At 59.3% G+C, this 24,261-nt stretch carries 23 protein-coding genes; 12 read left to right on the forward strand and 11 right to left on the reverse strand.

Going from position 1 to position 24,261, the window contains the following annotated elements; translation table 11 throughout:
- Positions 1-49 precede the first annotated feature (49 nt).
- Together K1X75_13455 and K1X75_13460 are read right to left on the reverse strand one after the other, a co-directional pair.
- The gene (locus tag K1X75_13455; protein ID MBX7059067.1) at positions 50-916 is read right to left on the reverse strand and encodes an AraC family transcriptional regulator; all 867 of its coding nucleotides are present in this window, start codon (positions 914-916) and stop codon (positions 50-52) included.
- A 61-nt stretch (positions 917-977) separates the two neighbouring features.
- Positions 978-1,604 carry a hypothetical protein gene (locus K1X75_13460; GenBank protein MBX7059068.1) on the reverse strand — a complete coding sequence of 209 codons (627 nt, stop codon included), beginning with the start codon at positions 1,602-1,604 and terminating at the stop codon, positions 978-980.
- A 162-nt stretch (positions 1,605-1,766) separates the two neighbouring features.
- On the opposite strand from K1X75_13460, the gene K1X75_13465 reads away from it, so the two are divergent.
- From K1X75_13465 to K1X75_13490, 6 genes are all read left to right on the forward strand, one after another.
- A complete protein-coding gene (locus K1X75_13465; protein MBX7059069.1) occupies positions 1,767-3,275 on the forward strand; it encodes a right-handed parallel beta-helix repeat-containing protein in 1,509 nt (502 codons plus the stop codon).
- A gap of 1 nt (position 3,276) precedes the next feature.
- Positions 3,277-4,374 carry a hypothetical protein gene (locus tag K1X75_13470; GenBank protein ID MBX7059070.1) on the forward strand — a complete coding sequence of 366 codons (1,098 nt, stop codon included), beginning with the start codon at positions 3,277-3,279 and terminating at the stop codon, positions 4,372-4,374.
- Between the two features lie 89 nt (positions 4,375-4,463).
- Positions 4,464-5,282, forward strand: coding sequence for a hypothetical protein (locus K1X75_13475; protein MBX7059071.1), 819 nt, complete (start codon positions 4,464-4,466; stop codon positions 5,280-5,282).
- Positions 5,279-5,818, forward strand: a complete 540-nt coding sequence (amrA, locus tag K1X75_13480; GenBank protein MBX7059072.1) for an AmmeMemoRadiSam system protein A — start codon at positions 5,279-5,281, stop codon at positions 5,816-5,818. The genes K1X75_13475 and amrA overlap by 4 nt, the downstream gene beginning before the upstream one ends.
- On the forward strand, positions 5,815-6,903 hold the full coding sequence (gene amrS, locus K1X75_13485) for an AmmeMemoRadiSam system radical SAM enzyme (protein MBX7059073.1): 1,089 nt from the start codon (positions 5,815-5,817) through the stop codon (positions 6,901-6,903). Before amrA ends, amrS begins: the two co-directional genes overlap by 4 nt.
- 72 nt (positions 6,904-6,975) lie before the next feature.
- Positions 6,976-8,280 (forward strand): hypothetical protein, encoded by a 1,305-nt coding sequence (locus K1X75_13490; GenBank protein ID MBX7059074.1) that lies wholly within the window; start codon positions 6,976-6,978, stop codon positions 8,278-8,280.
- Here K1X75_13490 and K1X75_13495 read toward each other — a convergent pair.
- From K1X75_13495 to K1X75_13505, 3 genes are all read right to left on the reverse strand, one after another.
- Complete coding sequence (locus K1X75_13495) at positions 8,271-8,882, reverse strand: TetR/AcrR family transcriptional regulator (GenBank protein MBX7059075.1); 612 nt, start codon at positions 8,880-8,882, stop codon at positions 8,271-8,273. The two genes, K1X75_13490 and K1X75_13495, sit on opposite strands and share 10 nt — an antisense overlap.
- Positions 8,879-9,784, reverse strand: a complete 906-nt coding sequence (locus K1X75_13500; protein MBX7059076.1) for an alpha/beta fold hydrolase — start codon at positions 9,782-9,784, stop codon at positions 8,879-8,881. Before K1X75_13500 ends, K1X75_13495 begins: the two co-directional genes overlap by 4 nt.
- Before the next feature lie 65 nt (positions 9,785-9,849).
- Positions 9,850-11,193 (reverse strand): MATE family efflux transporter, encoded by a 1,344-nt coding sequence (locus K1X75_13505; protein ID MBX7059077.1) that lies wholly within the window; start codon positions 11,191-11,193, stop codon positions 9,850-9,852.
- Between the two features lie 62 nt (positions 11,194-11,255).
- Between K1X75_13505 and K1X75_13510 the strand changes: the two genes are divergently transcribed.
- The 5 genes from K1X75_13510 to K1X75_13530 all read left to right on the forward strand — a co-directional run bounded on the left by K1X75_13510 (position 11,256) and on the right by K1X75_13530 (position 16,990).
- A complete protein-coding gene (locus K1X75_13510) occupies positions 11,256-12,248 on the forward strand; it encodes an aldo/keto reductase (protein ID MBX7059078.1) in 993 nt (330 codons plus the stop codon).
- Between the two features lie 22 nt (positions 12,249-12,270).
- Positions 12,271-13,461 (forward strand): MFS transporter, encoded by a 1,191-nt coding sequence (locus tag K1X75_13515; protein MBX7059079.1) that lies wholly within the window; start codon positions 12,271-12,273, stop codon positions 13,459-13,461.
- A 140-nt stretch (positions 13,462-13,601) separates the two neighbouring features.
- Positions 13,602-14,354: a hypothetical protein gene (locus K1X75_13520; protein ID MBX7059080.1), complete on the forward strand. Its 753-nt coding sequence runs from the start codon at positions 13,602-13,604 to the stop codon at positions 14,352-14,354.
- Positions 14,317-14,598: a hypothetical protein gene (locus K1X75_13525; GenBank protein MBX7059081.1), complete on the forward strand. Its 282-nt coding sequence runs from the start codon at positions 14,317-14,319 to the stop codon at positions 14,596-14,598. The genes K1X75_13520 and K1X75_13525 overlap by 38 nt, the downstream gene beginning before the upstream one ends.
- Positions 14,585-16,990 (forward strand): DNA polymerase, encoded by a 2,406-nt coding sequence (locus K1X75_13530; protein ID MBX7059082.1) that lies wholly within the window; start codon positions 14,585-14,587, stop codon positions 16,988-16,990. The genes K1X75_13525 and K1X75_13530 overlap by 14 nt, the downstream gene beginning before the upstream one ends.
- Here the strand turns inward: K1X75_13530 and K1X75_13535 are convergent.
- Complete coding sequence (locus tag K1X75_13535) at positions 16,960-17,421, reverse strand: MarR family transcriptional regulator (GenBank protein MBX7059083.1); 462 nt, start codon at positions 17,419-17,421, stop codon at positions 16,960-16,962. The two genes, K1X75_13530 and K1X75_13535, sit on opposite strands and share 31 nt — an antisense overlap.
- 85 nt (positions 17,422-17,506) lie before the next feature.
- On the opposite strand from K1X75_13535, the gene K1X75_13540 reads away from it, so the two are divergent.
- Positions 17,507-18,127: a class I SAM-dependent methyltransferase gene (locus K1X75_13540; GenBank protein MBX7059084.1), complete on the forward strand. Its 621-nt coding sequence runs from the start codon at positions 17,507-17,509 to the stop codon at positions 18,125-18,127.
- A gap of 30 nt (positions 18,128-18,157) precedes the next feature.
- Here K1X75_13540 and K1X75_13545 read toward each other — a convergent pair whose 3' ends face one another.
- The 5 genes from K1X75_13545 to K1X75_13565 form a co-directional block, all read right to left on the reverse strand.
- Entirely contained in the window at positions 18,158-20,338 is a 2,181-nt protein-coding gene (locus K1X75_13545) for a hypothetical protein (protein MBX7059085.1), read from the reverse strand.
- Between the two features lie 118 nt (positions 20,339-20,456).
- Positions 20,457-21,284, reverse strand: a complete 828-nt coding sequence (locus K1X75_13550; protein MBX7059086.1) for a hypothetical protein — start codon at positions 21,282-21,284, stop codon at positions 20,457-20,459.
- Positions 21,285-21,293: 9 nt separating this feature from the next.
- Entirely contained in the window at positions 21,294-22,832 is a 1,539-nt protein-coding gene (locus tag K1X75_13555) for a DUF853 domain-containing protein (GenBank protein ID MBX7059087.1), read from the reverse strand.
- A gap of 128 nt (positions 22,833-22,960) precedes the next feature.
- Positions 22,961-23,224 (reverse strand): hypothetical protein, encoded by a 264-nt coding sequence (locus K1X75_13560; GenBank protein MBX7059088.1) that lies wholly within the window; start codon positions 23,222-23,224, stop codon positions 22,961-22,963.
- A gap of 128 nt (positions 23,225-23,352) precedes the next feature.
- On the reverse strand, positions 23,353-24,261 hold the full coding sequence (locus tag K1X75_13565; GenBank protein ID MBX7059089.1) for a metallophosphoesterase: 909 nt from the start codon (positions 24,259-24,261) through the stop codon (positions 23,353-23,355).

Here is a 24,261-nt window from a genome sequence, read left to right on the forward strand (position 1 = left end):
TGAAGGGCGGCGAAACGGAATGGACTGTTCCAACCAATGCATGGACTTTTCAGCCATTCAGGTAGCGGCGGCGAAAATCCTCCGGGGCCATTCCGGCATGCTTCTTGAACGCTCTGCTGAAATAGAAGGGATCCTCAAAGCCCAGAGCCTGGGCGACATCCTGCACGCGCAGGTCGCTGAGCACAAGTTTGCGCCGCGCCTCAAGCATCACCCTCTCCCGCCGTAACTGAGCAAGGGTGCGGCCAAAATGCCGCTGCAGAAAGCGACGAAAGCCTGTCGCCGGCATTTGCAACTGTGCGGCAAAGCGACTCTCGGAATGCGGCAGGCAGTAGCTCTCTTCCAGCAATTGTCGAAATCGTTCGATGATCAGGTGGTCCGGCTGGCGCAGACTCCAGGCGGCCGCCGAATTGCTTTTCATGCGCGTCGCCCGGATGATGATAATCTTGAGATAGGAAAGCAGCATGGCCGCCTGGCTTTCGCCGCCGCGCTCTGCTTCGGCGCGAAGCTCGTCAAAGAGCGCCGCGAATTGCGCGGCCTCATCGGCGTTCAGTCGCAACTCGGGAGGGGCCAGAGGCGAGTTGAAGAGTATACCGCTGCAAGAAATGCGATTGTGGTGCATTTCAATGCAGTAAAAATCGGGGAGAAAGCGCAGCTCCAGGCCGCCAGGCTCTCGAAGTTTTCGAAACTCAAAAAATTGATACGGCGACAGGCAAAGCAAGGCCGGCGCACGAACCTTTGCACGACCCGAGTTGCAGACCGCCTCCAGGTCGCCGCTTTGTAGAAGTAAAATGCGATAGTAGCGATCGCGCTGCAGGCAAGCAAGGGCCGCAGCGTCGAAGGGCAGACAGGCAATCTCCGGCATCGAAGCGGCTGGCGCAGATTCGGCGGCAGGCTTCAGAGAATGGAGGGCGCGCACGCCTCTTTGGAATGCGTTCGATCGCAGCGGTCACAGCTCTTTTTCAAACGCAGGCCATCTTTCAACCGGAGTCGCGAGGATTCTGGGGATGTGTATAGCCGTTTGCCAGATAGCGCTGCAGAACCCGCTCCACCAGCATTGCCGGATCAGCGTCATAGACGACCTGGGCGCCGGTATCTTTCATCAGGCGCTGCTCGATTTCGGGAAGGATATCAGCAATGCCGCCGCTGTCTGGCAGTACGCCGATTAGTTTACCTTCTTCAAAAGCGATGGCAAACTCGCCCAGCGTGCCCGAACGACCGGAAACAATTAGCACAATGTCGCTGCTGCGAATATTGATCAGTTCGCGTCCCATCGATCCCAGACCGGTATAGATCAGAGTGTCGTACTCGCGGTAGGGACTGTGATAGCGTTCGACGTGTTCACGAAGATGCTTGGCTGGACTGATGCCCAGAATCCGGCCGCCAACGCTGTGTGCGCCGAGGGCAGTCTCATGGGGCAATCCAGGACAGGCGCCGGTCAATAAGCAGCAGCCATGCTTTGCGATACTGCGACCCAGCGCCCGGCAACGATGGCGCACCTCGTCCTCAAACTCGCCGCCAGCCGAACCCATCACGCCAATACGGATCTGCGCTCCGCTGAAGGGGTCGCGAGCAATCGGCGATTGAGCGGTGGGAGACGGGGTCATCTGCTTTCCCTCTGATTTCAGGATGCATCGCCGTCGTCGCTCAGGCATAGCTCCCTTGCAAGTCCTTGCCTTTTTTTTGGCGGCAATCTTAGCATCGCTTGCCCTGCCCGTTGACCCCCGCCAGATTCGGACTGAAATTGGCAAAGGCCTTCGGGGGGATTCATGGCGCAGCGCAAGCGAATCATTCTACTGGCGATCCTGATCGATATCCCAATCTTTGTAGCCATCGGCTTCTACTTGAGCCGCGGCGAAAAATCAACGGAGGCTGTTTATCCAGAACGTTTCACCGATACGGCCGCCTATTGCGTCGGCAAACAGACAACGCGACTGCGTTTCGCCGCATCTCAGATCCAGCAGCTGCAAACTGCCTTGAACTCATTGAATGAATGCACCACCATCGAACTGGGCGCTGGAACGTTTGTGCTGAACAATGCGCTCACCATCAATGGCGTCGACGGCGTAATGCTGAAGGGCGCTGGCAAGACCGCAACCACGCTGCGCTTCGTCGGCGCTGGCAATGTCAACGGCGTCGATGTGGAAGCGGCCAGTTCTTTTACAATCCGCGACCTGACGATACTCGATAGCCCCAAGAACGGACTGGAGGTGCGGCTTTCTGAGAACCTTGTGATCGACAATGTCCGCGTCACCTGGTCCGCTACACAGGGTGCGGCGCGCAGCAACAACGGCGCTTATGGCGTCTATCCGGTGAACGTGGTCAACGTCCTGCTGCAGAATACCGAAAGTTATTACGCCTCCGACGCCGGGCTTTATGTTGGTCAATGCATCAATGCAATTGTCCGACGCAATCGCGCCGAACACAATGTAATGGGCCTGGAAATAGAAAATACCGTGAACGCCGATGTCTATGAAAATACAGTTCGCAATAACACCGGCGGAATGCTGTCCTATGACTTGAACAAGAATACCATCGTCTCTCGAAACATTCGCATGCATCATAATACGATCGAGAACAACAACAACGACAATTTTGGCAGCGCCGGAATTGTAAAATCGGTTCCGGCTGGCGTCGGCCTGATCCTTACTGCTACGCGCGAGGTGGAAGTATATGCCAACAGTTTTGCAAACAACAACACCACGGACCTTGCCATTGTCAATGGACTGGTTTCCGAGACGCCGGACTTCAGTCAGTGGCCGATGAACAACTGGCGCGCACACGACATCTATATCCATGACAACGTCTTCAAAGGCGGCTCGGGAACCTCGGTCGACAATGGCCGCACGGACGAGGCCAATCGCCCGCTTGGATTGCTAACGGCGCTCTTGCTGTCCGAACTCAATCGGCAGCGAGCAGAAGCCGGCAAGGCGGCGCTGCCCATGGCCAATGTCCTTTACGATGGCGTAGATGACGGCCGCACCATTCTGACGATGACCACTTATTTTGGGAACCATCCGGGCAACGAAAACGGGATCTGTCTGCGCAACAATAGCGGACAGACTCCTTCGCTGATTGATATGAATTTTCCAGCTCTGCTGCAGAACTCTGAGTCGCCGACGGATGCAACCATCAGCAATGCAATCCGAAAAGGGGAGGTGATCTACTACGAGGGGACGGCGGCAGCGGCGGAACTCTATGGCGGCCAGGCGCCGGCCGGTTTTCAGTGCGAGGGCTTTGTTGCCAGCGGCGTTGCAGTAAATGCGCCGGGTCCCTGAAATGGACCGCCGTCCCGCGCTTGCGGCGTTGCTTGCGCTATCGCTGTTTTTGTTGCCCGGCCTGAGCTGCACGCCAGCCGCCCGGCCCAATCCGGACCCGCAGCCCACCCCCCTGCACCAACGCTTGTCGGAGTACGGGCTGTTTCAAAAGGCGGAACGCGGCGTTCTGCAGCCGGTTTCCACGGCCGTCGCTTACGATTTGAACACGCCGCTTTTTTCCGACTACGCGCTCAAATATCGGACGCTGCATATCCCGGCCGGCGCTCAAATGCAGTACGCGGATGATACTATTTTTGCGATGCCCGTTGGCACGATCATCACAAAGACCTTTTCGTTTCCGGCTGATTTTCGTCGGCCACAGGAGCGCGTTCGGCGCATCGAAACACGGTTGCTCATTCGCCAGCCAACGGGCTGGGTTGCCGTTCCCTATGTCTGGAACGCCGATCAAAGCGATGCTACACAGGCTGCCGGCGGCCTGACAACGCCGATCGATTTTATCGACGCCGACGGAAACAAAGTACATTTCAACTATTCGGTCCCCAGCCGCAATCAGTGCGGTTCCTGCCATCAAATATACGAAGGACGCCGCCAGATCATTGTACCGATCGGCGTGCGCGCCCGCAATATCAATCGCGACTTTGCCTATGCGGAGGGCGTCGAAAACACGCTGCAGCGGCTCAAACGTTTGCAGCTGCTGGTCGGCTTGCCCTGGTTTGGGATTCCGGCAGCAAGCAACTACGCCGACGAGTCACAGCCCGTTGCTGAGCGCGCACGCGATTACCTGGACGCCAATTGCGCTCACTGCCATCGCGACAACGCCGCTGCAGGCCTGAATTCAAAGTTGATTCTTAGCCACAGTGAAAATGACGCCTCGCGGCTGGGGCTTTGCAAAACGCCTGGCTCGGCCGGCAAGGGCGGCGGCGGATTGACCTACGACATCGTACCCGGACATCCGGAGCTGTCAATTCTGCACTACCGCATGGCGACAGACCAACCCGGGGCAATGATGCCACAACTGGGTCGCGCCCTGGTACACCGCGAGGCGGTTGCGCTGATTGCACGCTGGATTCAAGCGATGCCCGAACGCAACTGTCCGTAGACGCCGGTTCCTGCCATTCCGCCGTAAAAAAACTGTAAAGTGTACGACTTGCGCAAATCGGCGCCGTCCAATAGGATCTGGCTGTTCCCATGGACGCCTCCGCTGCCAGACTTGTGTCCTGCCTGATGTGCCACGCGCCGATCGTGGCCCCGGAAATTGCCGGCGATCGCGCCGGCCAGGTGGCGGCGACGACCAGCGCCATGCGGCAGGCGGCGCGGGCAATGATAGCAGCTTCGCCGCAGCTCTGCATCATCGTTTCACCACACACGCCGCGCCTGCCGGATGCCTTTGCCCTGCTTGGCGAAACGGCCTGCGCCGGAGATTTTGCAGCCTTTGGTTTTCCGCAGCTACGAGTAAAGACGGCCGGAGCGCCTGAAGCAGCAATGCGTCTGACGCGGCTTGCCGCGCGAGATTCGCTGCCGGTGCGCAATCTGGGCAGCAGCAAGATGGATCATGGCGCCCTGGTGCCCCTGCATTTTCTCTGTGAAGCAGGCTGGAGCGGTCCGACATTGATCCTGGGCTTGCGAATGCATGCCGTTGCCGAAGAACTGCTGGAATTGGGCCGAACCCTGCGTCGCTTGCAAGAGGAATTGAATCAGCCGCTTTGCCTCATCGCCTCCGGCGATATGAGCCATCGCTTGAAGCCTGGCGCGCCGGCCGGTTTCGATCCGCAAGCGGAACAATTTGATCTTGCTGTTTGCCGGGCTCTGGAACGCGGAGATCTATCCGGCGCGGTCCATGTCGATGCGCAACTTCGACAACTGGCCGGCGAAGATGTTATAGATTCACTTACTGTTGCGCTGGGCGCCTGCGACGCCATGCAGGAGGGACGCGTACTGTCCTACGAGGGTCCCTTTGGAGTCGGCTACTTGATTGCCATTTTGAAGACGGCGGCAGCTGGCAAATGAGCGCAGTGCAGCTGTCACCGGCGCAAAAGTCCAGGTTGCTTGCTCTTGCGCGGCAGGCAATTGAGGGAGCGCTGCAGAAAGAAACGAGCGCTGTGCATAAGCGCAGCGGCATTGAAGCTTCAGACATCTATGGTATTTTCGTCACGCTGCGCAAGAGCGGCCAGCTGCGCGGCTGCATTGGCGAACTGGGCGGAATCAAGGGAGACCTGGGCGCCGCCGCCGAGCGCACTGCAATCAAAGCCGCGTTCTCGGACCCTCGCTTTCCAGCCCTGCAAAGCGAGGAGCTGCCATCTCTGGAGCTGGAGATTTCGTTGCTGGAGCAACCACAGGCCTGTCGTTTCGGCGATCTTGATCCCTTGCGTTTTGGCGTTATCGTGGAACAGGCTTCGCGTCGCGGCGTGCTGCTGCCCGAAATTGAAGGTCTGAATGACCCGGCCGAACAACTGCGCATCGTTCTGAATAAGGCCGGCATTGCGCCAGACAGCGAGTATCGCCTGTTTCGATTTGCCGCACATAAATGCGAGGCCGCGCAATGAGCGCCGGGCGACAGACCGAAGGGCGGCGACCGGCGCGCTGGTGGTCGAAACAGGCTGACGGCCGTCTGCTTTGCGAACTCTGTCCGCGGGCCTGCACGCTGCGGCCCGGACAGCAGGGCTTCTGCGTCGTACGTGAAGCAGGCCCGGATGGCATGACGCTCAATAGCTACGGCCGCTCCAGCGGCTTCTGCCTGGATCCCATTGAGAAGAAGCCCCTCAACCATTTCCTGCCCGGCACTTCAGTACTTTCCTTTGGCACGGTGGGCTGCAATCTGGGCTGCCAGTTCTGTCAGAACTGGGATATCAGCAAGGTGCGCGAACAAGAAAGGCTGCTCGATCACGCCGCTCCTGAGCAGATCGCTCGCTACGCCGCCTACCATGGCGCCCGCAGCGTCGCCTGCACCTACAACGATCCAGTAATCTTTGCCGAGTACGCCATGGATGTGGCGGAAGCCTGTCGGCAGCGGGGCCTGGCCTCGGTTGCGGTCAGCGCTGGCTACATCAGTCCAACGGCTCGCGCCGAATTTTTTGACAGCTTTGATGCGGCCAATATTGATCTCAAAGGTTTCTCAGAAACGTTCTATCGACAGTACTCGCTTGCTGCGCTGCATCCAGTGCTGGATACCCTTGGCCATATTGCCCATGGCGGCAAGACCTGGCTGGAAATTACCACGTTGCTGATTCCCGGCCTCAATGACAGTGACAGCGAACTGCAACAGATGACGGCCTGGATCGAACGCAATCTGGGGCGAGAAATCCCGCTGCATTTCACTGCATTTCATCCAGACTTCAAAATGAGGGATTTTCCGCCGACGCCGCTGGCGACCTTGCGTCGAGCGCGCCGCATTGCAATCGATCAAGGCTTACGCTTTGTATACACAGGCAATGTTTCTGATTTCGAAGGCGATGCGACCTGCTGCCCGCAATGTGCTTCCACGGTCATTCAGCGAGACCGCTACCGAATTCTTTCTTACAGGATTCTCGACGGAGCTTGCAACAGCTGTGGGTGCAAGATCCCCGGACGATTCGAAAACAAAGCCGGCGACTGGGGCGCTCGCCGCCTGCCTGTACTCATTGGAAGCTGAACAGCCGCATCACTTATTTGTAGTTTGTGATTTTTTACTACCCGGCCAATGCCCCCGCCTTGACATGACGCTGTGTCGCGCATCGTCGCCTTCCTGCCGCTATTCGTCCTGAGCGCCTGCCTGCCATCGCTATTTGGCGATCCCGACTGCAACGCCTCCGATCTGGAATGCAATCCTGCCGTGCTTCTGGCCTACGCGCCCATCCAGTACAGGCTGACTGCAGGCGGCGGCCACACCTGTGCATTGCAAAGCAGCGGCATTGTACGCTGCTGGGGTCAGGCCTTGAACGCCGCAAACGGCGCCCTGGCAGATATCGGCGCTGCAGCAGGAACGATGCCTCCGCCGCCGCTGCCGCTGGGCGGAGCGGTTCGCCAGATTGCCGCCGGCAACTTCCATACTTGCGTCATCATGGTCGATGGAACGGTACGCTGCTGGGGATTGAATGATCAAGGCCAGTTGGGCGTGGGCGCCATAGCCACCATTGGGGACAATGCCGGTGAAATGCCGCCGGCCATCACGCCGCTTGGCGGCATCGCCATCCAGCTGAGCCTGGGCGCCTCGCATAGTTGCGCCTTGATGCTGGGCGGCGCCGTAAAGTGCTGGGGCGATGCTGCCCAGGGACAGCTTGGCCAGGGCTCGACGACTGATATTGGCGTGGCCCCCGGACAGATGCCGCCCCCCGATGTTCCGCTGGGCGAGGCGGCCGTTGCCATTGGCGGCGGAGGAGGTCATACCTGTGCTCTGCTTGCAAGCGGGTCAGTAAAATGCTGGGGCCAGAATTCGGCAGGACAGCTTGGCCAGGGCAATATAACCAATCTGGGCGACAATCCCGGTGAAATGCCGCCTCCGTCCATAAACCTTGGCGGCGCTGTCGCCCAGCTGGCGGTCAGTCAGGGCAGCAACTGTGCAATTCTGCAAACCGGCGCTGTCAAATGCTGGGGCGATGGCGTAAATGGCGCCCTTGGCTATGGCAACATCAATAGCATTGGCGATAATCCCGGCGAGATGCCGCCGGCCGATGTAAATCTTGGCGGCGCAGCCTCCTTCCTTGGAAGTTCCGGCGTCAGCGCTTTTATGTGTGCAGCGATGCGCAGCGGCAACCTGACGTGCTGGGGCTTCAATTCCAACGGACAACTGGGACGCGGCGATGCTGTCAACCACGGCGGGGCGCCAGGCGATGTGCCGCCGGCCGCCACACCCGTCAGCGGCGCGGTCTACCAGATCGCGACTGGCGGCTTTTTTACTTGTGTGATGCTTATCGATTCCAGCGTTCAGTGCTGGGGCGCCGCAGGCGTCGGCCAGCTTGGCTATGAAAATATAACACAGCTGGGAGATAACCTCGGCGAACTGCCGACGGCGTTTGTGCGCTATCGCTGATTACGAACTCGTCCTCCGGTTGATTGCGAAGGGCGCAATGCCGGCGCCAACGGCGTCAGCAATTCCAGCGCGGCGCGTAATTCGGGCAATGGTCGCCCGGCGTTCAATTCGGCCAGCGCAGTCTCAGCACACATCGCTACAAAGAGACGAGCGCAGGCCTCGCCGCCAGCGGCGTCCAGATTCAGCGAATTTATGGCCGAAAAGTCCGTCGCCGCCAGCTGCGTAAAACTGGCGTTGCGTCGTTCCACCTCGGCGCGCAACTCCGGAGAGCTGCGCGCTTCAAAGAGCAGCGCCTTGACGGCTCGACCTTCGAGGCAGGCATCCAGATACACTGTGGCGCCGCGCAACAATCGTTCGCGTCCCGGCAGCAGCGCGGAAATTTCCTGGAGAATTCTCGATTTCAGCTGCTCGTGAAAGTCGCGATGGATTCCAAGCAGGTAGCTGGTGCGGTCCGAGAAATGCACATAGAATGTGCCCTTGGCAACGCCGGCGCGACGGGCAATTTCATCGACGCTCAATTTTGCCAGCCCGCCTTTCTCCAGCAGACGCAGCCCCGCCTGGATCAGTGCGCTGCGCGTTGCCGGACCGCTGGTTCGACTCATGGCAAAGAATCGAGAAAGGGACGAAGTCGGTCCAGGAAAAGTTGCGGCGCTTCTACAAAGACGACGTGACCGGTGGGCAATAATTCGAGGCGCGCGCCAGGGATGGCAGCGGCCGCCGCCTCTGCGGCATCAATGCCAATGACTGGATCTCGTTCGCCCCACAAGAGCAGAGTCGGCGTATGCACGGCCGTCGCTCGTTGGCGTAGATCGTGTTCAGCCTCATTGAAGCTGCGCCAGATAGCAGCAAGCGCCGCAACACGCGACTCCGTCTCGGAATCGCGCAGACGCGACAGCATGGCAAGGCTCTGAGCATTGCGGCTTGTGGTGTAGTAGCCGGGAAATAGATTCCATGTAGCGCTGTTGAACCATTCCCGACCACGCAATCGCACGAAATTGCGAGCAAACAAGCCGGTATCCGAGAAGCCGCCGCTGTTGACCAACGCCAGCGCGCGTACTCGCGGCGGATGATCCAGCGCCAGGCGCACAGCTGCATAGCCGCCCACCGAATTGCCGATGAAGATCGCTGGCGGCAGATCGAGCGCTGCGACAAACTCGGCCAGCAGTCGTGCATAAAGCATGGCGCTGCTCTCTTCGGGCGCGGTCAGGGCCGGAGAATCGCCCCAGCCTGGCCAATCGAGCGCCAGCACGCGATGCTTGCGCGCCAGCTCGGGGATGATGGCATCATAGTCGTGTCGATCGTGGCCGGCGGCGTGCAGCAAGACGATGGGCGGACCCTCGCCGAAACTGGCGTAGGCCAGACGCGCTGTGGGCAGTTCAATAATCTGAAAAGCGCTCTCAATGGTAGCAGGCATAGCGTCCTCCGCCGCATCGGGCGTCGAGGAACAGCTCAGGCCTGCAGCCAGCAGCAGCGCCAGACCCGCCCGGCGAACTGAAATTTTCATAACTGACTGTTGGGTCATTTACGAAATACTTAAATGACTGTGCGGTCAGTTTGGCAACAAAAAAACTAGCGCTCGCGACCGGCGGGCGACTGCAAAAGGCGCCAGACGGCCGGGTAGTAGAATAGCAGCGTCGCAGCTCGCAAAAGGACGTAGCCGATGAAGGCCGCCCACAGGCCGCGATTGCCATAGTGTGGCAGGGACCACAGGCTCAGCAGAATGAACAGGCTAACCGAAGCCAGCGATGCGTTGCGCATCTGCCTGGTCCGCGAGGAGCCGATGAAGATGCCATCCAGCTGGAAGGCCGCAAATGCCAGCAAGACGTAGAGCGCGGCCAGCGGCAGCGAAGCGCCGGCAACGCGCCGTATCTCGCCATTGGCGCTCAGCCAGGCGATGATCGAATCGCCCCCAAAGAAGATCCCCGCTGCCAGCAAGGCTGCACTGGCCGCTGCCAGCTCTGAACTGCGCTGTACTGCCAGTTGAAATCGAAGGCGGTCGCCCGCGCCGATGGCGGCGCCGACGTGGGCCTCGGCCACATAGGCAAAGCCGTCCAGAAAGAAGGCGCTGAAGCCCAGAAATTGCAATAGCAGATGATTGGCCGCCAGCACAGCATCGCCGGCGGCGGCGCTGCGATCGGCGAACCAGGCAAAGCCGCCAATCAAGGCCAGTGTGCGCAGCATGATATCGCCGTTGGCGCTGAGCGTGCGCAACAGAGCGCGCTTTTCCAGAATCGCCTTCCAGTCCAGGGGCCAGAAAGGGGCCGCGTCGATGCGTTTTAAAAGGCGCCAGAGCAGGACAAGCCCAAGCAGAAAAGCAGTCCACTCGGCAATCGCCGTACCCAGCGCTACACCGGCGGCGCCTTGCTGCAGTAGGCCGGCAAAGTAGATATCCAGAAGGGCGTTGATCACATTGAGCGAAAGCTGCACCAGCAACACCAGCGCGCTACGACCCAGTGCGATGAAGACGCCCATTACCACAAAGCCGCCAAGCGCAGCCGGCGCGCTCCAGATGCGCATCTGGAAGTAGCGCAGCGCCACTGCCTCCACGCCGCTGGAGGCGTGAAAGAGACGAAAAGCAATCGCGCCAATCGCAAGTTGCATCGCCAGCAGGACGATGCCAAAAAACAGGGCCAACAGCAGCGCCCTGAAAACGGCAGCGCGCAGTTCTGCGTGGCGTCCGGCGCCATGGGCCTGGGCAACAAATCCGGTGACGCCCATGCGCAAGAAGCCAAATCCCCAGAAGAGAAAGGCAAACAGCAGCGCGCCCAGAGCGATGGCCCCCAGCGCGACGGCGTCCCCCGTACGTCCTATGACGGCAACGTCCACAAATCCCAGGAGCGGCGTCGAGGCGCTGGCCAGAATGATCGGCCAGGCTTCTTTGAATATGCTGGCGTGCGTGATGCGCGACGACATAGCTGACCAGCATGTCGCCGCTGCGGTCGGCGGTCGCTTCGAAAATCAGGAGAGAGACGACGATGGAACTGAGATCACTGGGAACAAGCGGCGCAAAGGTCTCGGCCCTTGGCCTTGGCTGCATGGGCATGACCGACTTCTATGGCCAGCGCGACGACGTCGAATCGCTGGCGACAATCGATCGCGCCCTGGAACTGGGCGTCACCCTCTTCGATACCGCCGACATGTACGGCCCTCATACCAACGAAGAGCTGCTGGGGCGTGCGATGAAGGGGCGGCGCGAGCGCTTCTTTCTGGCTACCAAGTTTGGCATCGTGCGCAAGTCATCGAATCCGATGGACCGCGGCCTGGACAGCAGTCCGGCTTATGTGCGCGCCTGCTGTGATGCAAGCTTAAAGCGTCTGGGGACCGACCATATCGATCTCTACTACCAGCACCGCGTCGACCCGAAGACGCCCATTGAGGATACGATCGGCGCCATGGCCGAGCTGGTTCAGGCTGGAAAGGTGCGCTGGATTGGACTCAGCGAAGCCTCAGCAGCGACTATCGAACGCGCGGCGTGTATCCATCCCATTGCCGCGGTCCAGACCGAATTTTCGCTCTGGACGCGCGATCCTCTGGAAAGCGGCGTACTGGCAGCCTGTCGTAAGGTTGGCGCGGCGCTGGTTGCCTACAGCCCGCTGGGACGCGGCTTTCTGACCGGCGCCATCCGTTCGCCCGAGGATTTTGCGGCCGAAGATTATCGCCGGCACTCGCCCCGATTCCAGGGCGAGAACTTTGCGAAAAACCTCAAGCTGGTCGATATCGTGCGCGAGCTGGCCAGCAAGCGCGGATGTACTGCGGCGCAATTGGCCCTCGCCTGGACCCTGGCGCAGGGCGCCGATGTCATTCCCATCCCCGGGGCCAAGCGCCGCAATCACCTGGAAGAAAACGCGGCGGCGCTGCAATTCTCATTGAGCGCCGCCGATCTCAAGCAGATCAATGAGGCCTTTCCGCTACAGGCCGTTGCCGGCCTGCGTTATCCGGAACATCTGATGCATACTGTCAATGCTTGACCAGTAAGCCATGCCTTTGCGGATGTTTGCAGCCATTTCCCGTCCCATCTTGATTCTTTCGCTGGTCAGTTTCTTTACCGATGTAGCCAGCGAGATGCTCTATCCTGTCATGCCGCTTTACCTGGGAGCGGTTGGCTACAGCGTACTGTTCATTGGCGTTCTGGAGGGTTTTGCCGAAGCAATTGCTGGAATTTCGAAGGGATATTTTGGCGCCGTGTCGGATGCAGTCGGTCGCCGTACGCCCTTTGTACGCCTTGGCTACGCCTTGAGTGCAATCTCCAAGCCAATGCTGGCGTTGTCGGCAGCGGCAGGCTGGATTTTTCTGGCGCGTTCGACGGATCGCATTGGCAAGGGTCTGCGCACGGCGGCGCGCGACGCACTGCTCAGCGACTACTCTTCGCCCGAGACGCGCGCCACAGTTTTTGGTTTTCATCGCTCGCTGGATACAGCGGGCGCCGTGCTCGGGCCGCTGCTGGCGCTGCTCTTGTTGCAGCGCCTCGCCGGACAGTATCGTTTGCTCTTTTTGATCGCTTTTGTTCCCGGCCTGGCTGCCGTGGCGCTGACCCTGTTCATTGGCGAGCGACGCGCGCCGTCCCGGAAGCGTCCGGGCCTGGCGGACTTCCTGCGCTATCTGCGACAGGCGCCGACCGCCTATCGTCGTCTGCTGACTGGATTGCTGCTCTTTGCGGCCTTCAACAGCTCCGATGCGCTGCTGCTGCTGTTTATGAAAACGCGCGGACTGAGCGACACAGAAACGCTCTGGGCTTACATCGGCTACAATGTGATTTTCTCCCTTGCGGCATTTCCGGCAGGGCTGGCGGCTGATCGCTTTGGTTTTCGCGGCGTTTTTTGTTTTGGCCTTGTTCTTTTTGCCTGCTGTTATGGGGCCATGCCGCTGGCCTTTGAGCTCTGGCATTTTGCGGCGCTGATGCTGGTCTATGGCATTTACGCCGCCTCCACCGAGGGCCTGGCCAAGGCCTGGATCAGTCGATTGGTTCCGGCCACGGAAAGCGCCACGGCCATCGGCAGCGCCAATGCCCTGCAGAGTTTGCTGGCAATTGCGGCCAGCGCCACGGCGGCGGCGATCTGGCGCTTCTTTGGCGCCGAATGGAGTCTGCTCTGGAGCGCCGCGGGGGCCCTGGCGGCGATGCTCTATCTGCTTTTTCTGGCGCCTTCGCTGCAAACGGCGGAAGAACTGCGGCATTCTGGCTAGTTATCTGGATTCTGTCGCCCAAGCGGCGACTGGATCACCTTTTCGCGCCTTATCCACGACTTATCCATCCCGCCAGCATACATACTTATCTTCTATTTGCTTTACAAATGACGTGATCTTGATAGTCAAGCCAGATGACTGTGGCTCTTGCAGAGCAAAGGCCTGGCGAATCGTGGCGCATGCAGCGTCGCCCGCTGGCCCCGGGATGGGCGGAAGCGCCGCTTTTTCAGTTTCTGGATCGCTGGGACCGGCGGCGCATCGGTTTGATCAGCGGACCGGGCCTGGTTTTCCCCATTGCCCTCAGCTGGCAGGCGCACCTCTGGTTGCGCGGCTATCGTTTGCATAATATAGATTGTTCGCTTTGCTTTAACGTTTTCAATCTCGCGGACGAGGCGCTGCGCATTGATATCAAGCCGGAGGCCTTGCTGGCGGAGATCCGCATCCGTCGCGCCTTTACGCCTTACCAGATTCTGGACGTAATCCATCAAGCGCTGCAAAAGGCAAAGAGCGCGCCGGACGCCCGCGCTATCTATTTCGTCCTGGCGCCCTGCAAACAATTCTTTGACGGCGATGTTTCCGCCGAAGAGGGCGCCTGGCTGCTGGGTCGGCTGTTTGCCTTGTTTCGCGAGCTGGAACAAAGCGGCGCGCCGCTGGTGATTGTCGAACGAAGACGCTACCAGCATGAATCCTTTATAAATGTAAAACAACAGCTGCAGGGGCTGGCCGGTTTTGTCTGGGAGCTTTCGCCGGCAGCGCTGAAGCAGCCGGCCTACGCGCTTTCCTTGCGTCAGACTGGCCGCAAGGAACAGCGCATGTTTCTGGGCGCAGTGCAATCCGCCTTTGCCGGAGATTCCCATGGGCCGCACGCTACAACCCTATTCCATACAGATTGATCTGATTGAAGAGCGCTTTGGAAAATTCCGCCGCACACTGCGACGCGAGGACCAACTGCTCTTTGATCAACTCTTTCGCTATGCACGCAAACAGTTGCAGGCTGGCGTACTGGCCGCCAGCCCCAACCCCTTTGATTCGATGGCGCTGAGCATGTTGATCGAGCTGCAACGGCAGATTGGCTTTCTACAGCAGGAAATGAAACGTCTGGCGCCTGAGGCCTCAAACAAGGATGAGCGAACCTGAGATCGAGGGCTGTCTCTTCGATGTCTACAACTTCGAAGACGAGATCCACGTCTGGATTCGCCTTGCCGACGGTCGTATGCTGCGACTGCGCGACGCATACCAGCCGGTGATTTATGCCGCCGGACCGTCGCAACTGCTGAGCAGACTCTGCGCCAGACTCTACGAACTGCAGGCCCTGGCGCGCGAGCCGCGTATGGTTAAGCGCCGCCACTTCTATCAGAACCGCATGATTCCGGCTCTGGAAATGGTCATCTCCCGCCCCTCGGTGATGCGCAAGATCAAGCAAAAGCTCTACGCCTTCTACCGCCGCATGGATATTTACCATGCCGATATCGAAACGCCTACCAGCTATATGTATGCACACGATATCTATCCGCTCTGTCCGGTACGTGTCGTCCTCGACCCTGCCCGACCCGAGCGCTTGCTGAGCATCCGCCCGGCCAACGAATCGGAAGAGGTCGACTACCGTTCGCCCCCGCTGCGCACCATGCATCTACAGTTGGAACACAGCCATCGCTTGCCCATCTCTCTGCACAATGCCATCGTCGCCGAATACCGCGGTCAGACTTGCACCCTGAGCTACACAAACATGAGCGACACCGTGCGCGCCTTGCACGAGTTTCTCACAAAAAACGATCCCGATGTGATCCTCAGCGCCTATGGCGACCCGGCAATCTTGCCGGCGCTGTTTCAGTGCGCTCAGCAGCAGCAGCTGGAACTGGCTCTGGATCGCGATCCCATTCCCAACCAGCGCCGTATTCTGCGTCAGGGTTCCAGCTACAACACCTACGGCAGCTGGATCTACATGGCGCCTTCTTATCCGCTCTTTGGACGCTGGCACATTGACCGCGCCAACTCCTTCGTCTATAAGGAGTCCGAACTGCACGGGGTTCTGGAGTTGGCGCGACTCAGCCGACTGCCGGTGCAACGCCTGGCGCGTTCCTCTACCGGTGCAGCGCTAACCGCCATCGAGATGCATGTCGCTTTAAAGTTAAACTATCTTGCGCCCTGGCAAAAAAGCGCCGCCGAAGACGAGAAGTCGGCGCTTGATTTGCTTACCGCCGATAAGGGCGCGCTGGTATACGTTCCTGACACGCGCGAGGCGCAGGTCTACGAAAATACGGCGCAACTGGACTTCAGCCAGATGTATCCCAGCATCATGGCGATCCACAATATCAGTCCGGAAACCGTCAATTGCCGCTGCTGCCGCAACGATCCACAGGCCCCGCGCGTTCCGGAAGTCGGCTATGTCATCTGTCGGAGGCGGCGCGGCGTCGTCTCCATTTCCCTGGAACGCGTACTGGCGCGCAGAAAATTCTATAAATCTAAAGTAAAGGAACTGAAGGCCAAACGCGATCTGTTACGCGGCGCCGGCGCGGCCTCTACTGTATCCGCAGCACAGGCCCAGCCATCGCCGGCTGACGTCGAGCTGCAGCGCTTGCAGGAGGAGCTGGAACTTTACGAGAGCCGCCAGAGCAGTCTGAAGTGGATGCTGGTTACCTCCTTTGGCTATCTGGGCTATCGCAATGCCAAATTTGGCCGCATCGAAAGCCACGAGAGCGTCACCGCCTTTGGGCGCGAGAAACTGCTGACGGCCAAAGAGATCGCAGAAGATCGCGGATACCGTTTGCTGCATGCCATCACCGACTGCATATTCATCGATCAACAGGGCGCGCCGCTGGATGAGCAAAAGCTGCAGGAGCTCTGTACGGAGATCGGCCAGGCCTGCGGCATCGAAATGGGCATGGACGGCGTTTACAGTTGGGTGGTCTTCGCTCCTTCGCGAGTCGATCCGGACCTGCCGGTGGTCAATCGCTACTTTGGTCGTTTTCAGAATGGCGAGTTGAAGTTTCGCGGCATCTTCGCACGGCGCAAGGATACGCCGGCCTTCATTCGCGAGGGCCAGTTGCGGATGCTGCAGTGTATGAGCGAGGCTGACAGTATCGCCGCCCTGCGCGCCATGGCCCCGCAGTTGCGCGCCATCTACCGCGAACTGGACGAACAGTTGCGCCAGCGTAAGGTTCCGTGGCAGACTTTGCTGCTGCGTCGCACCATTTCACAGGACCTGGACAGTTATACAGTCAACAATGGATCGCGACAGACCCTTGCCGAGCTGCGCAATCTGGGCGTGGAGACGCAGCCGGGCGAAAAGGTGCGTTTCCTGGCGCTGAGCGTTGGCCGCGGAGCGGGGCGCTACCTCTCGGAGGAACGTGCGCAACTGATGCAGGACGCCGAAATTCGGTATGACCAGCGCTTCTACAGAAAAATGTTGTGGGAGTCCTATCGCGAGATTTTCGAATACTTTGCGCCTGCAGAGGAATTTCAAGCGCCGCCCGATGACCAGCTGCGACTGTTCGCTGCTCAGCTCGAAAGTACGCCAGATTCAAGATAGGCGTTCAGGGCGCTACGCAGTTCAATCAGAGTGCGAGCGACAACCTGCAAATCCGCGCGCCCAAAACGTGCTGCAAAGTCCGCCAGAAACTCGGCTTCCTTTCGCTGCATGCTGGAAAACAGGCGCTCGCCCTTAACCGTGAGCTCGCTCAAGAAAGCCCGCTTGTGTTCCGGATTCTCATGAAAGACCACCAGACCCGCCGCCTCCAGCTCCTGAAGATTTTTCTGAATCTGCTGGCGAGATACAGCCCGACCAGCGGCCAGTTCCGCAATGGTCTTTCTTGCGCCTCCCGCCAGATCCTCCAGCAAGGCGCGCTGCGCCATGGTGACTGCGGCGATTCCGTGCAAGGCCTCGCCGCTCAACGCCAGCTGATGGAAGAGGCGTCGAATATCCCTGAAAATGGAGCCCAGCAATTCAGATCGAGAATCCATGGACTGGAATTGCCCCAACCTCCGCCGCTGTCAAATATTTGACAACATAGTTGACAAGAACCAGATTTGTCAATATGGTTGTCATATGAACATTGCAAGTAACTTGATACGCTCGCTGCGCCGCCAGTTCTACCGTCCGAGCGGCGTTGGCGGACGCCTCGCCAACTGGATCATGGCCAGTCGGTCCTCCAATCGGGAACGCAATCTCTGGGCAGTTCAATTGCTGGATTTGCAGGATGGCCTGAACATTCTGGAGATAGGTCCAGGTCCAGGATTGGCCGCGCGCGAGATCCTCGGCCGCTGCCGCCCGGCAAGCTTCGAGCTTCTCGATCATTCGCAACTGGTTATCGATTGCCTTCGCAGAGAGCTCACGGCGCTGACAAGCGCTGACCAATTGAGTTTTCGTATGGAAGACATCGAGCAAGCGACTCTCCTGCCGCAAAGTCTGGACCGGATCTACAGTTCCAATGTTGCACAATTCTGGGAAAATCCGGAGGCGGTGGCGAAGAAGCTGCGCCGCGCGTTGCGTCCCGGCGGTAAAATTGTAACGAACTATCTCGCCCGCCATCGCGGGGCGACTTCCGGAAACTCGGAGGTCTTTGCCAAGGCGTTTGCCGCGATCGGCCGGGCCGCGGGATTTGAGCATGTGCAGGTCCATACTCTGCCGCTTCGGCCCATTCCCTGCGCTGCAATTGTCTTTGAGTAGCCGATCTTTGTGCTCTTCGGCGAAGGAAGTTCAAGATCGAAAGTTGCGCAGATAGGCGGCAAGCAGGCGGTGTTCTTCTCGGGGATTGGCCATATTCTCAAGATAGTCAATGGTCGATCCTACCCAGGTCGGATCATCTTCATTGGCCGCGCGCAAGTAGGCGCGACGCACATCGCGTAACGCCTTGATCTCAACGTAACGTTGTTCGCTATCGTAGAACAGGAGGTCGCCAATCACATCCTCATTGAATTTCACCGAGTTAAGCGATGCCAGGACTTCGTCGATCCAGATGATCCCTTTGAAGTTTCGCTCGACATAGTCCACAACCTGCTGCACGCGCGCCGGCACCGGCCGCCGCTTGCTGCGCGGGGCCTGACTGCGTTTCCGGGGTCGGCCGCGCTCGCCGGCGCCTTCGCCGACTCCGCCGCTTCCTCCGCTCGCGGCGGCTTCTGCCGCCGAGTCCGCTTCGCGGGCATCTTCGCTGCGTCGCTTTGGAGCGTCTCCTGCGCCAAACAGCGACTTAAGCCAGAGGATCAGGCGCGCAAAGAAGCCCATCGCCGCCCGCTCGCGCTTGATGCGCTCTCGCTCCTGCTCCGCTTCCCAATCGCGAATGGCGCGGCCAAGAGCCAGCTGATCATCCACCAGTTGCGCGGGCGCATCGGGACGAGAAACATCGACCAAACAATCATAGATGCCGCGGGCCATGCCGTTTGCCTTGCAGAAAAGGTGCAGCATCGATCGCCGCTGGACATTGCGAACAAAGGCTCGCGGCATATTGGCCCGATAAATGAAATAGACTCCGCGCTCTTCCGCTGCCGCCCGCTGTCCCGAAACGGAAGTCCGTCGCTCCGACATATGCAATAAATCGGGCAGCGACTTCATGCGCTCTGTGACCAGACGAAAGACCTCTTCGCGCGGAATGTAGTTCTCAATGGCCGGATCGGGCAGCGTAAATTCGTCGATGCTGATGCGCACCGGTTCGAATTGCATATCCAGAGACTTCAATGACTCGCGCAGCACCAGCTCCACCACGTATTCGCGTCGCATGGCGCGCACCGTTTCGCCGCGGCGAGTCAGCGCTTCGTAACACTCCAGAAACAAATCGCCATCAGGCCACTCCTGTCCCAGGGCGAAGCCAGGATGTTTCTTCAGCTCTTCGATGTAGCGAGCGTCCTGCCCCGCGCTCTTGGGCTGAATCCAACCGGTTTCCTCCGGCGGCAACAGACTCAATAGAATGCGCCTGGCAATTTGCGTGTACAGCAGCTGCAGCCATTCAAGCTCGCTGCGGTTCTCTTTGATGCGCGAGTCAGGCATCTCAATCAAGTCGCGCGCCGGCGGCTGGAAAATGTGAAAATCGCGAGAAAGCGGGGCTAAAAGCGAGCGCGGTCCTCGTTCCGCAAGTGCATTCTGCGCCTCCAGCGGCCATTGCCCATAGAGCGTCAGGTCGCCGGCCAGCTTGTCGGCGGGCATGGAAAGGAGGTGCATTACGCCAATGATCAATTCGGCGGGGGCATTGGTCTGCTCTTCCAGCAAGCGCTCCACCGAGTAGCGCCGCAGTTCAGGGAGCAGACGCTTGAGATCGCGCGCCTGGCTGATCTCCTGTGCGTCGCCCAGCAGCCGCCGCGATATCCAGGCGCCCAGCTGGCCGTTTTGAACCAGTTCGCGAATGGTGCGATCGCGATGCACAACGTACTGGATAATGGCCAGCGCACTGGCGCGTATGCATCCCTGCTTCACGCGCGCTGCCTGCTCGCCCTTGAGCGAGGCCGGTCTGATCAGTACATTCACAAGGCTCAGTCGATCGTGCGTCTCGCTGGTATTGAAGTAGCAGAATGGGATCAGCGCCCGGCGGTCGGCGAGAAATTTCAGTTCGGGTGCGCCCAGATGTTGCAACTGCTCGCTGCGCGTAAGGGCGTAGGCTGATTGATTGAATCGGAAAAAGTTTTCGACGCCCTTCTCAATCAAGACCAGATCGCGCGCCGCCAGCGGATTGAATTGCGCCATCAAGGCCTTCAACTCCGCCTCGCCCAGCAGGTCGGCCTCAACCGGCAATGGCTCTTCTACTTCGTCCGCTGCGACGGCGGCCGCGGCGTCGCCCGGCTCGGCAAGGCCGCTGCCGGACGCGCTGCTGCGATCGCCGGCATGGAACAGGTCCGGCTCGTCGCCTCCGACTTGTTCCTGGTCTTGCTCCTGTTCTGGGGCGCTTTGCATCTCAATTCTGTATCCCCGACCTGCAATTGGCAAGCCAGGGAGGCATGCTAAGAGTAGCGTTATTCCCTATCGGCGACCAGTCTGTGCAAAATCCAGCGGCGGCGATTTTGACGCCGGCTTATTGTGCGCCGGCGGGACGAGGATTGAGCTCCTCTGGATATGGCAGGCGAAAGCGATCCGCATCTCGAAAGTCGGGGGAAACTTTGCGCAGCCGACAGGCGTAGAAAGCGTTTGCCTCCGCGTGTTTGGTGAAGAAGGTCGCCTCCATCATATAGGCGTACATTTGCTCGACCAGCCGCGTGTTAGCTTCGAGGGACACGACCGGCAGGATGGCGGCCATGGCGCGCGCCAATTCGTACTCTGCCTTGTCGTACTGTTGCAGGTCCAGGTAAAGCGTGCTTAACTTCCAGTAGGCCTCGCCAAAATCGACAATAGCCACTGGCCGACCCGGCGCGAGCTGGTCTCCCAGTTCCGCGACAATGCGTTCATCCAGCGCTGCTACCAGTCGATAGTAGAGCGGAAAGACGTGCAGGATTCTGGCCGTGACATCTTCAATGAATTGCGTATAGAGGCTGCGTGCATATTGATTGAGCAGCTCCAAATCCTCTCGATTGGAAGCCAAAAAAGGGAACAGCAATCTTGCCGCCTCGGCCGGTCGTCCCTGAGCGTATTCGCTGGCTGCTTGTGAACTTGCGTCGGCCAACTCCGGCGTCCTTGCTGCGGTCACGCGACGTAGAGCGGATTCCTGCCCGAGAGAGACGACGGTAATCCCCTCCGACGGAATAAATAGCAACTCCTCGCATTCATCGGGTTGCAATGGCTGGCGGGTGGATTCGGTTTCCATCCCTGTCGGCTGTGGATTGTCGTGCGCCGACAGCGGCAAGGCGACCAGGCACAGCGCCAGCGCTGCAAAAGAGATGGTCCTGAAAGTGTAAGAATCCGTCATGCCGCGACCTCAGCGCCTTCGCTTGCCCAGTCCAAATACGCCAAGCACGCCGCGAGTCAATTCACGCGCGACGGTTCGTCCCACCTCGCGCACAATGGGACTGCTGGCCACGCGTTCCAGCGTCGACTTTTCCTCGACTTTGCGCCCGCCGCGCGATGCGGGCTTTTCTCTGGCATCCGTCTTGCCAAATTCCTGGGCCTTCTTGCTCAAGAGTTCGTAGGCGCTTTCGCGATCGGCCGCAGCGGCGTATTTCTTGACCAGCGGCGAAGCGGCAGCGAAAGTCTGCAGCTCAGCGGGAGTCAGCGGACCCATACGCGAAGCCGGCGCGGCCAGGTAAACCTGGGCCAGAGGCGTAGGCTTGCCCTTTTCGCTGAGCGCAGTTACCAGGGCCTCGCCCACGCCAAGCTCATTGAGCAGACGATCGACCTGGTAGTATTCTGTTTCCGGAAAGTTCTCGGATGCAGCCTTGATTGCCTTGCGATCGCGTGCGGTGAAGGCGCGCAGCGCATGCTGCACCTTAAATCCCAGCTGCGCCAGTATCGAAGGCGGCACGTCCGTCGGGCTCTGCGTACAAAAAACTACGGCCACGCCCTTGGAGCGAATCAGCCGGACTATCATCTCCAGTTGTTCAAGCAAAGCTTTGGATGCAGACTCAAAGACAAGGTGAGCTTCGTCGATGAAGATGGCCAGCTTTGGCTTTTCCAGATCGCCGACTTCTGGAAAGGAGGAGTATACTTCCGCCAGAACCTGCAGCATGAAAGTGCTGAACAGATCCGGCTTGTTCTGGAGGTCGACAAGGCGCACCACAGAAACGATGCCTCGTCCCTTGCCATCCTTGCGCAGTAAGTCCTGCACGTCGAAGCTTGGCTCGCCAAAGAAGATTTCTGCACCCTGCTGTTCCAGGGCGACGATCTTTCGCAATATGGTGGAAGCCGAGGACGTGCTGACCTGCCCGTAATCGCCAGCAAACTGTGCTTTGCCTTCGCCAGAGGCAAAATCCAGGGTCTTTTTCAGATCTTTGAGATCAAGCAACAACAAGCCTTTGTCGTCGCAAAACTTGAAAATCGCTGCCAGCACTCCGGTTTGCGTCTCGTTGAGATCCAGCAAGCGGGCCATCAGCAGCGGACCAAATTCGCTGACCGTAGCGCGCAGTCGCGCGCCAGTTTCGTCGCTCAGACTTAGAAATTCAACAGGGAAGGCCTCGGCCTTGTAGCTGGAGCCCATAGCCGCCGCACGTTTCAAAGCGACTTCGCTGGCCTCGCCGGCGGCGGCTATGCCGGAAAGATCGCCCTTGATATCCATCACCAGGCCTGGCACTCCGTTGCGCGAAAGTTCGCCTACGATGTGCTGCAGGGTCTTGGTCTTGCCAGTTCCGGTGGCGCCCGCAATCAGGCCATGTCGGTTGAGTGTTTTCAAGGGCAGCGAAACGCATGCGCCTTCGATTGCGGCGCCATCAAGCATGGCCGCGCCCAGGGCGATGCTGGAACCCTGCCATTGATAGGAGTTCTGGATGAGAGCGGCAAAGTCGCCGCCTTTGCGTTTTGCCATGCGACAGGGGGAAGACGCCGTTGCCGCGGGTCAAGCGCAAGCGAGTCGCCTGCCGCCGTCGGAAAAAGCGAACGCCGGACGCGATTGCGCCGGCGCTGCTGATCAAATACAGTTTAGATTCGGGTTTCTTAACGGCAGCCGCCAGATTTTCCATCTTCGGCGATGTAGCAATTTGTGCCTTCAGCGCAGGCATTTTGCTGCTGCCATTTGTAGCTGGTAAAGGAAGAACAGAACATGACGGCATTGTTCTCGCACTTCATCCGCGCTTCCATGGCGCCAATGCCTTCGCATCCATCTCCCGACGCGCCTTCGCCGCCGCTTCCCGATTTTTTGCATGCGGCAAAGCCCATCATCAGACCTGCCGATATCAACAGCACCAGAGTCTTTTTCATGGACCAGATCGTAAGCGCCTCCCGGGAATCAGCAAGCCAAAATGATCTGCACAATTCAATTGAGTTGAATGACTGATGCGCTGCAACGCCGCAGTTGTGCATTGCAAATTGCAAAATCAATACGATTCTCACTTAGCGGCATTCGCCTTCAGAGCGGCAAGTTCCATCACTCCGCCGCAAACGCGAGCCTCAAAAGCATGCAACTGGCCGTTGTCGATTTCAAGATGTAGATGATGGCGGCAGATCCGTCCCGCTTCGTCGCGGTAGATGCGCGGCACACGAGCCGCATTGAGGTAGCAGAGGCCCTCCTTGAAGACGGCGCTGGTGCGCAGACCGCGCTTGCCGCGCAGGCCAAGATGCATGTGCCCTGCAGCAACCCCCAGCAGACGCAGGCCAGACGGACGGCGCTGGATCGCAAGCTCCAGATCCGGATCGCCAAAGTCTCCCTGCTCGGGGCGAAAATCACAGCCCCAGATATCCTCGGCCCGGTCGCCAAGACCGCTTGGGCCATTGTGGGCAAGAATCAAGGCGTCGCGTCGACACTGTTCCAATAGCTCTACGATTCGTTGCGCGGACTCCTCGATGCTGTGAACGCCAAATTGCTGAGCCAGATAGGGAGCGTAAGCAAGCGTCGGACCGCCCATGCTGTGCGGGCGCGCCGCCACCAGATCCAGAGCTTCTTCGCCGGCGACGATCGTATGAATGCTGTAGCCGCAAAGCTGCACCGGCGCAATGTCGCGCTCCATCTCTGCACAGCGCGCCCGTTGCCCGGTTGAGCTGGATTGAATCCAATCTTGATCCTGCTTGAGTTCAGCCAGCTTCTGCATCACCGAAACGCCATCGTGATTGCCGGGAATCAGAAAGGCCGGCCGGCGCAGGCGCGACAGCAGTTGCACCACGCGCGACCAGCCGCTGTTGGTTCGGCCAGGCAAGTCGCCGACAATCAGGATCGCCGCGTAGTCCGCGCTGTTAAAAAAATCGGTGTCCTCGGCATCCCACGACTTGTGTATGTCGCCAATCACCGCCAGTCGCATCAT

Source organism: Leptospirales bacterium, assembly GCA_019694655.1.
Classification (GTDB): Bacteria; Spirochaetota; Leptospiria; order Leptospirales; family Leptonemataceae; genus SSF53.

What these genes read in the sequence shown, in the direction of transcription:
- K1X75_13460 (MBX7059068.1), bottom strand. Translation starts at nt 1,604, where the DNA reads ATGACCCCGTCTCCCACCGCTCAATCGCCGATTGCTCGCGACCCCTTC.
- K1X75_13465 (MBX7059069.1), top strand. Translation starts at nt 1,767, where the DNA reads ATGGCGCAGCGCAAGCGAATCATTCTACTGGCGATCCTGATCGATATC.
- K1X75_13470 (MBX7059070.1), top strand. Translation starts at nt 3,277, where the DNA reads ATGGACCGCCGTCCCGCGCTTGCGGCGTTGCTTGCGCTATCGCTGTTT.
- K1X75_13475 (MBX7059071.1), top strand. Translation starts at nt 4,464, where the DNA reads ATGGACGCCTCCGCTGCCAGACTTGTGTCCTGCCTGATGTGCCACGCG.
- amrA (MBX7059072.1), top strand. Translation starts at nt 5,279, where the DNA reads ATGAGCGCAGTGCAGCTGTCACCGGCGCAAAAGTCCAGGTTGCTTGCT.
- amrS (MBX7059073.1), top strand. Translation starts at nt 5,815, where the DNA reads ATGAGCGCCGGGCGACAGACCGAAGGGCGGCGACCGGCGCGCTGGTGG.
- K1X75_13495 (MBX7059075.1), bottom strand. Translation starts at nt 8,882, where the DNA reads ATGAGTCGAACCAGCGGTCCGGCAACGCGCAGCGCACTGATCCAGGCG.
- K1X75_13500 (MBX7059076.1), bottom strand. Translation starts at nt 9,784, where the DNA reads ATGAAAATTTCAGTTCGCCGGGCGGGTCTGGCGCTGCTGCTGGCTGCA.
- K1X75_13505 (MBX7059077.1), bottom strand. Translation starts at nt 11,193, where the DNA reads ATGTCGTCGCGCATCACGCACGCCAGCATATTCAAAGAAGCCTGGCCG.
- K1X75_13510 (MBX7059078.1), top strand. Translation starts at nt 11,256, where the DNA reads ATGGAACTGAGATCACTGGGAACAAGCGGCGCAAAGGTCTCGGCCCTT.
- K1X75_13515 (MBX7059079.1), top strand. Translation starts at nt 12,271, where the DNA reads ATGTTTGCAGCCATTTCCCGTCCCATCTTGATTCTTTCGCTGGTCAGT.
- K1X75_13525 (MBX7059081.1), top strand. Translation starts at nt 14,317, where the DNA reads ATGGGCCGCACGCTACAACCCTATTCCATACAGATTGATCTGATTGAA.
- K1X75_13530 (MBX7059082.1), top strand. Translation starts at nt 14,585, where the DNA reads ATGAGCGAACCTGAGATCGAGGGCTGTCTCTTCGATGTCTACAACTTC.
- K1X75_13535 (MBX7059083.1), bottom strand. Translation starts at nt 17,421, where the DNA reads ATGGATTCTCGATCTGAATTGCTGGGCTCCATTTTCAGGGATATTCGA.
- K1X75_13540 (MBX7059084.1), top strand. Translation starts at nt 17,507, where the DNA reads ATGAACATTGCAAGTAACTTGATACGCTCGCTGCGCCGCCAGTTCTAC.
- K1X75_13545 (MBX7059085.1), bottom strand. Translation starts at nt 20,338, where the DNA reads ATGCAAAGCGCCCCAGAACAGGAGCAAGACCAGGAACAAGTCGGAGGC.
- K1X75_13550 (MBX7059086.1), bottom strand. Translation starts at nt 21,284, where the DNA reads ATGACGGATTCTTACACTTTCAGGACCATCTCTTTTGCAGCGCTGGCG.
- K1X75_13555 (MBX7059087.1), bottom strand. Translation starts at nt 22,832, where the DNA reads ATGGCAAAACGCAAAGGCGGCGACTTTGCCGCTCTCATCCAGAACTCC.
- K1X75_13560 (MBX7059088.1), bottom strand. Translation starts at nt 23,224, where the DNA reads ATGAAAAAGACTCTGGTGCTGTTGATATCGGCAGGTCTGATGATGGGC.
- K1X75_13565 (MBX7059089.1), bottom strand. Translation starts at nt 24,261, where the DNA reads ATGATGCGACTGGCGGTGATTGGCGACATACACAAGTCGTGGGATGCC.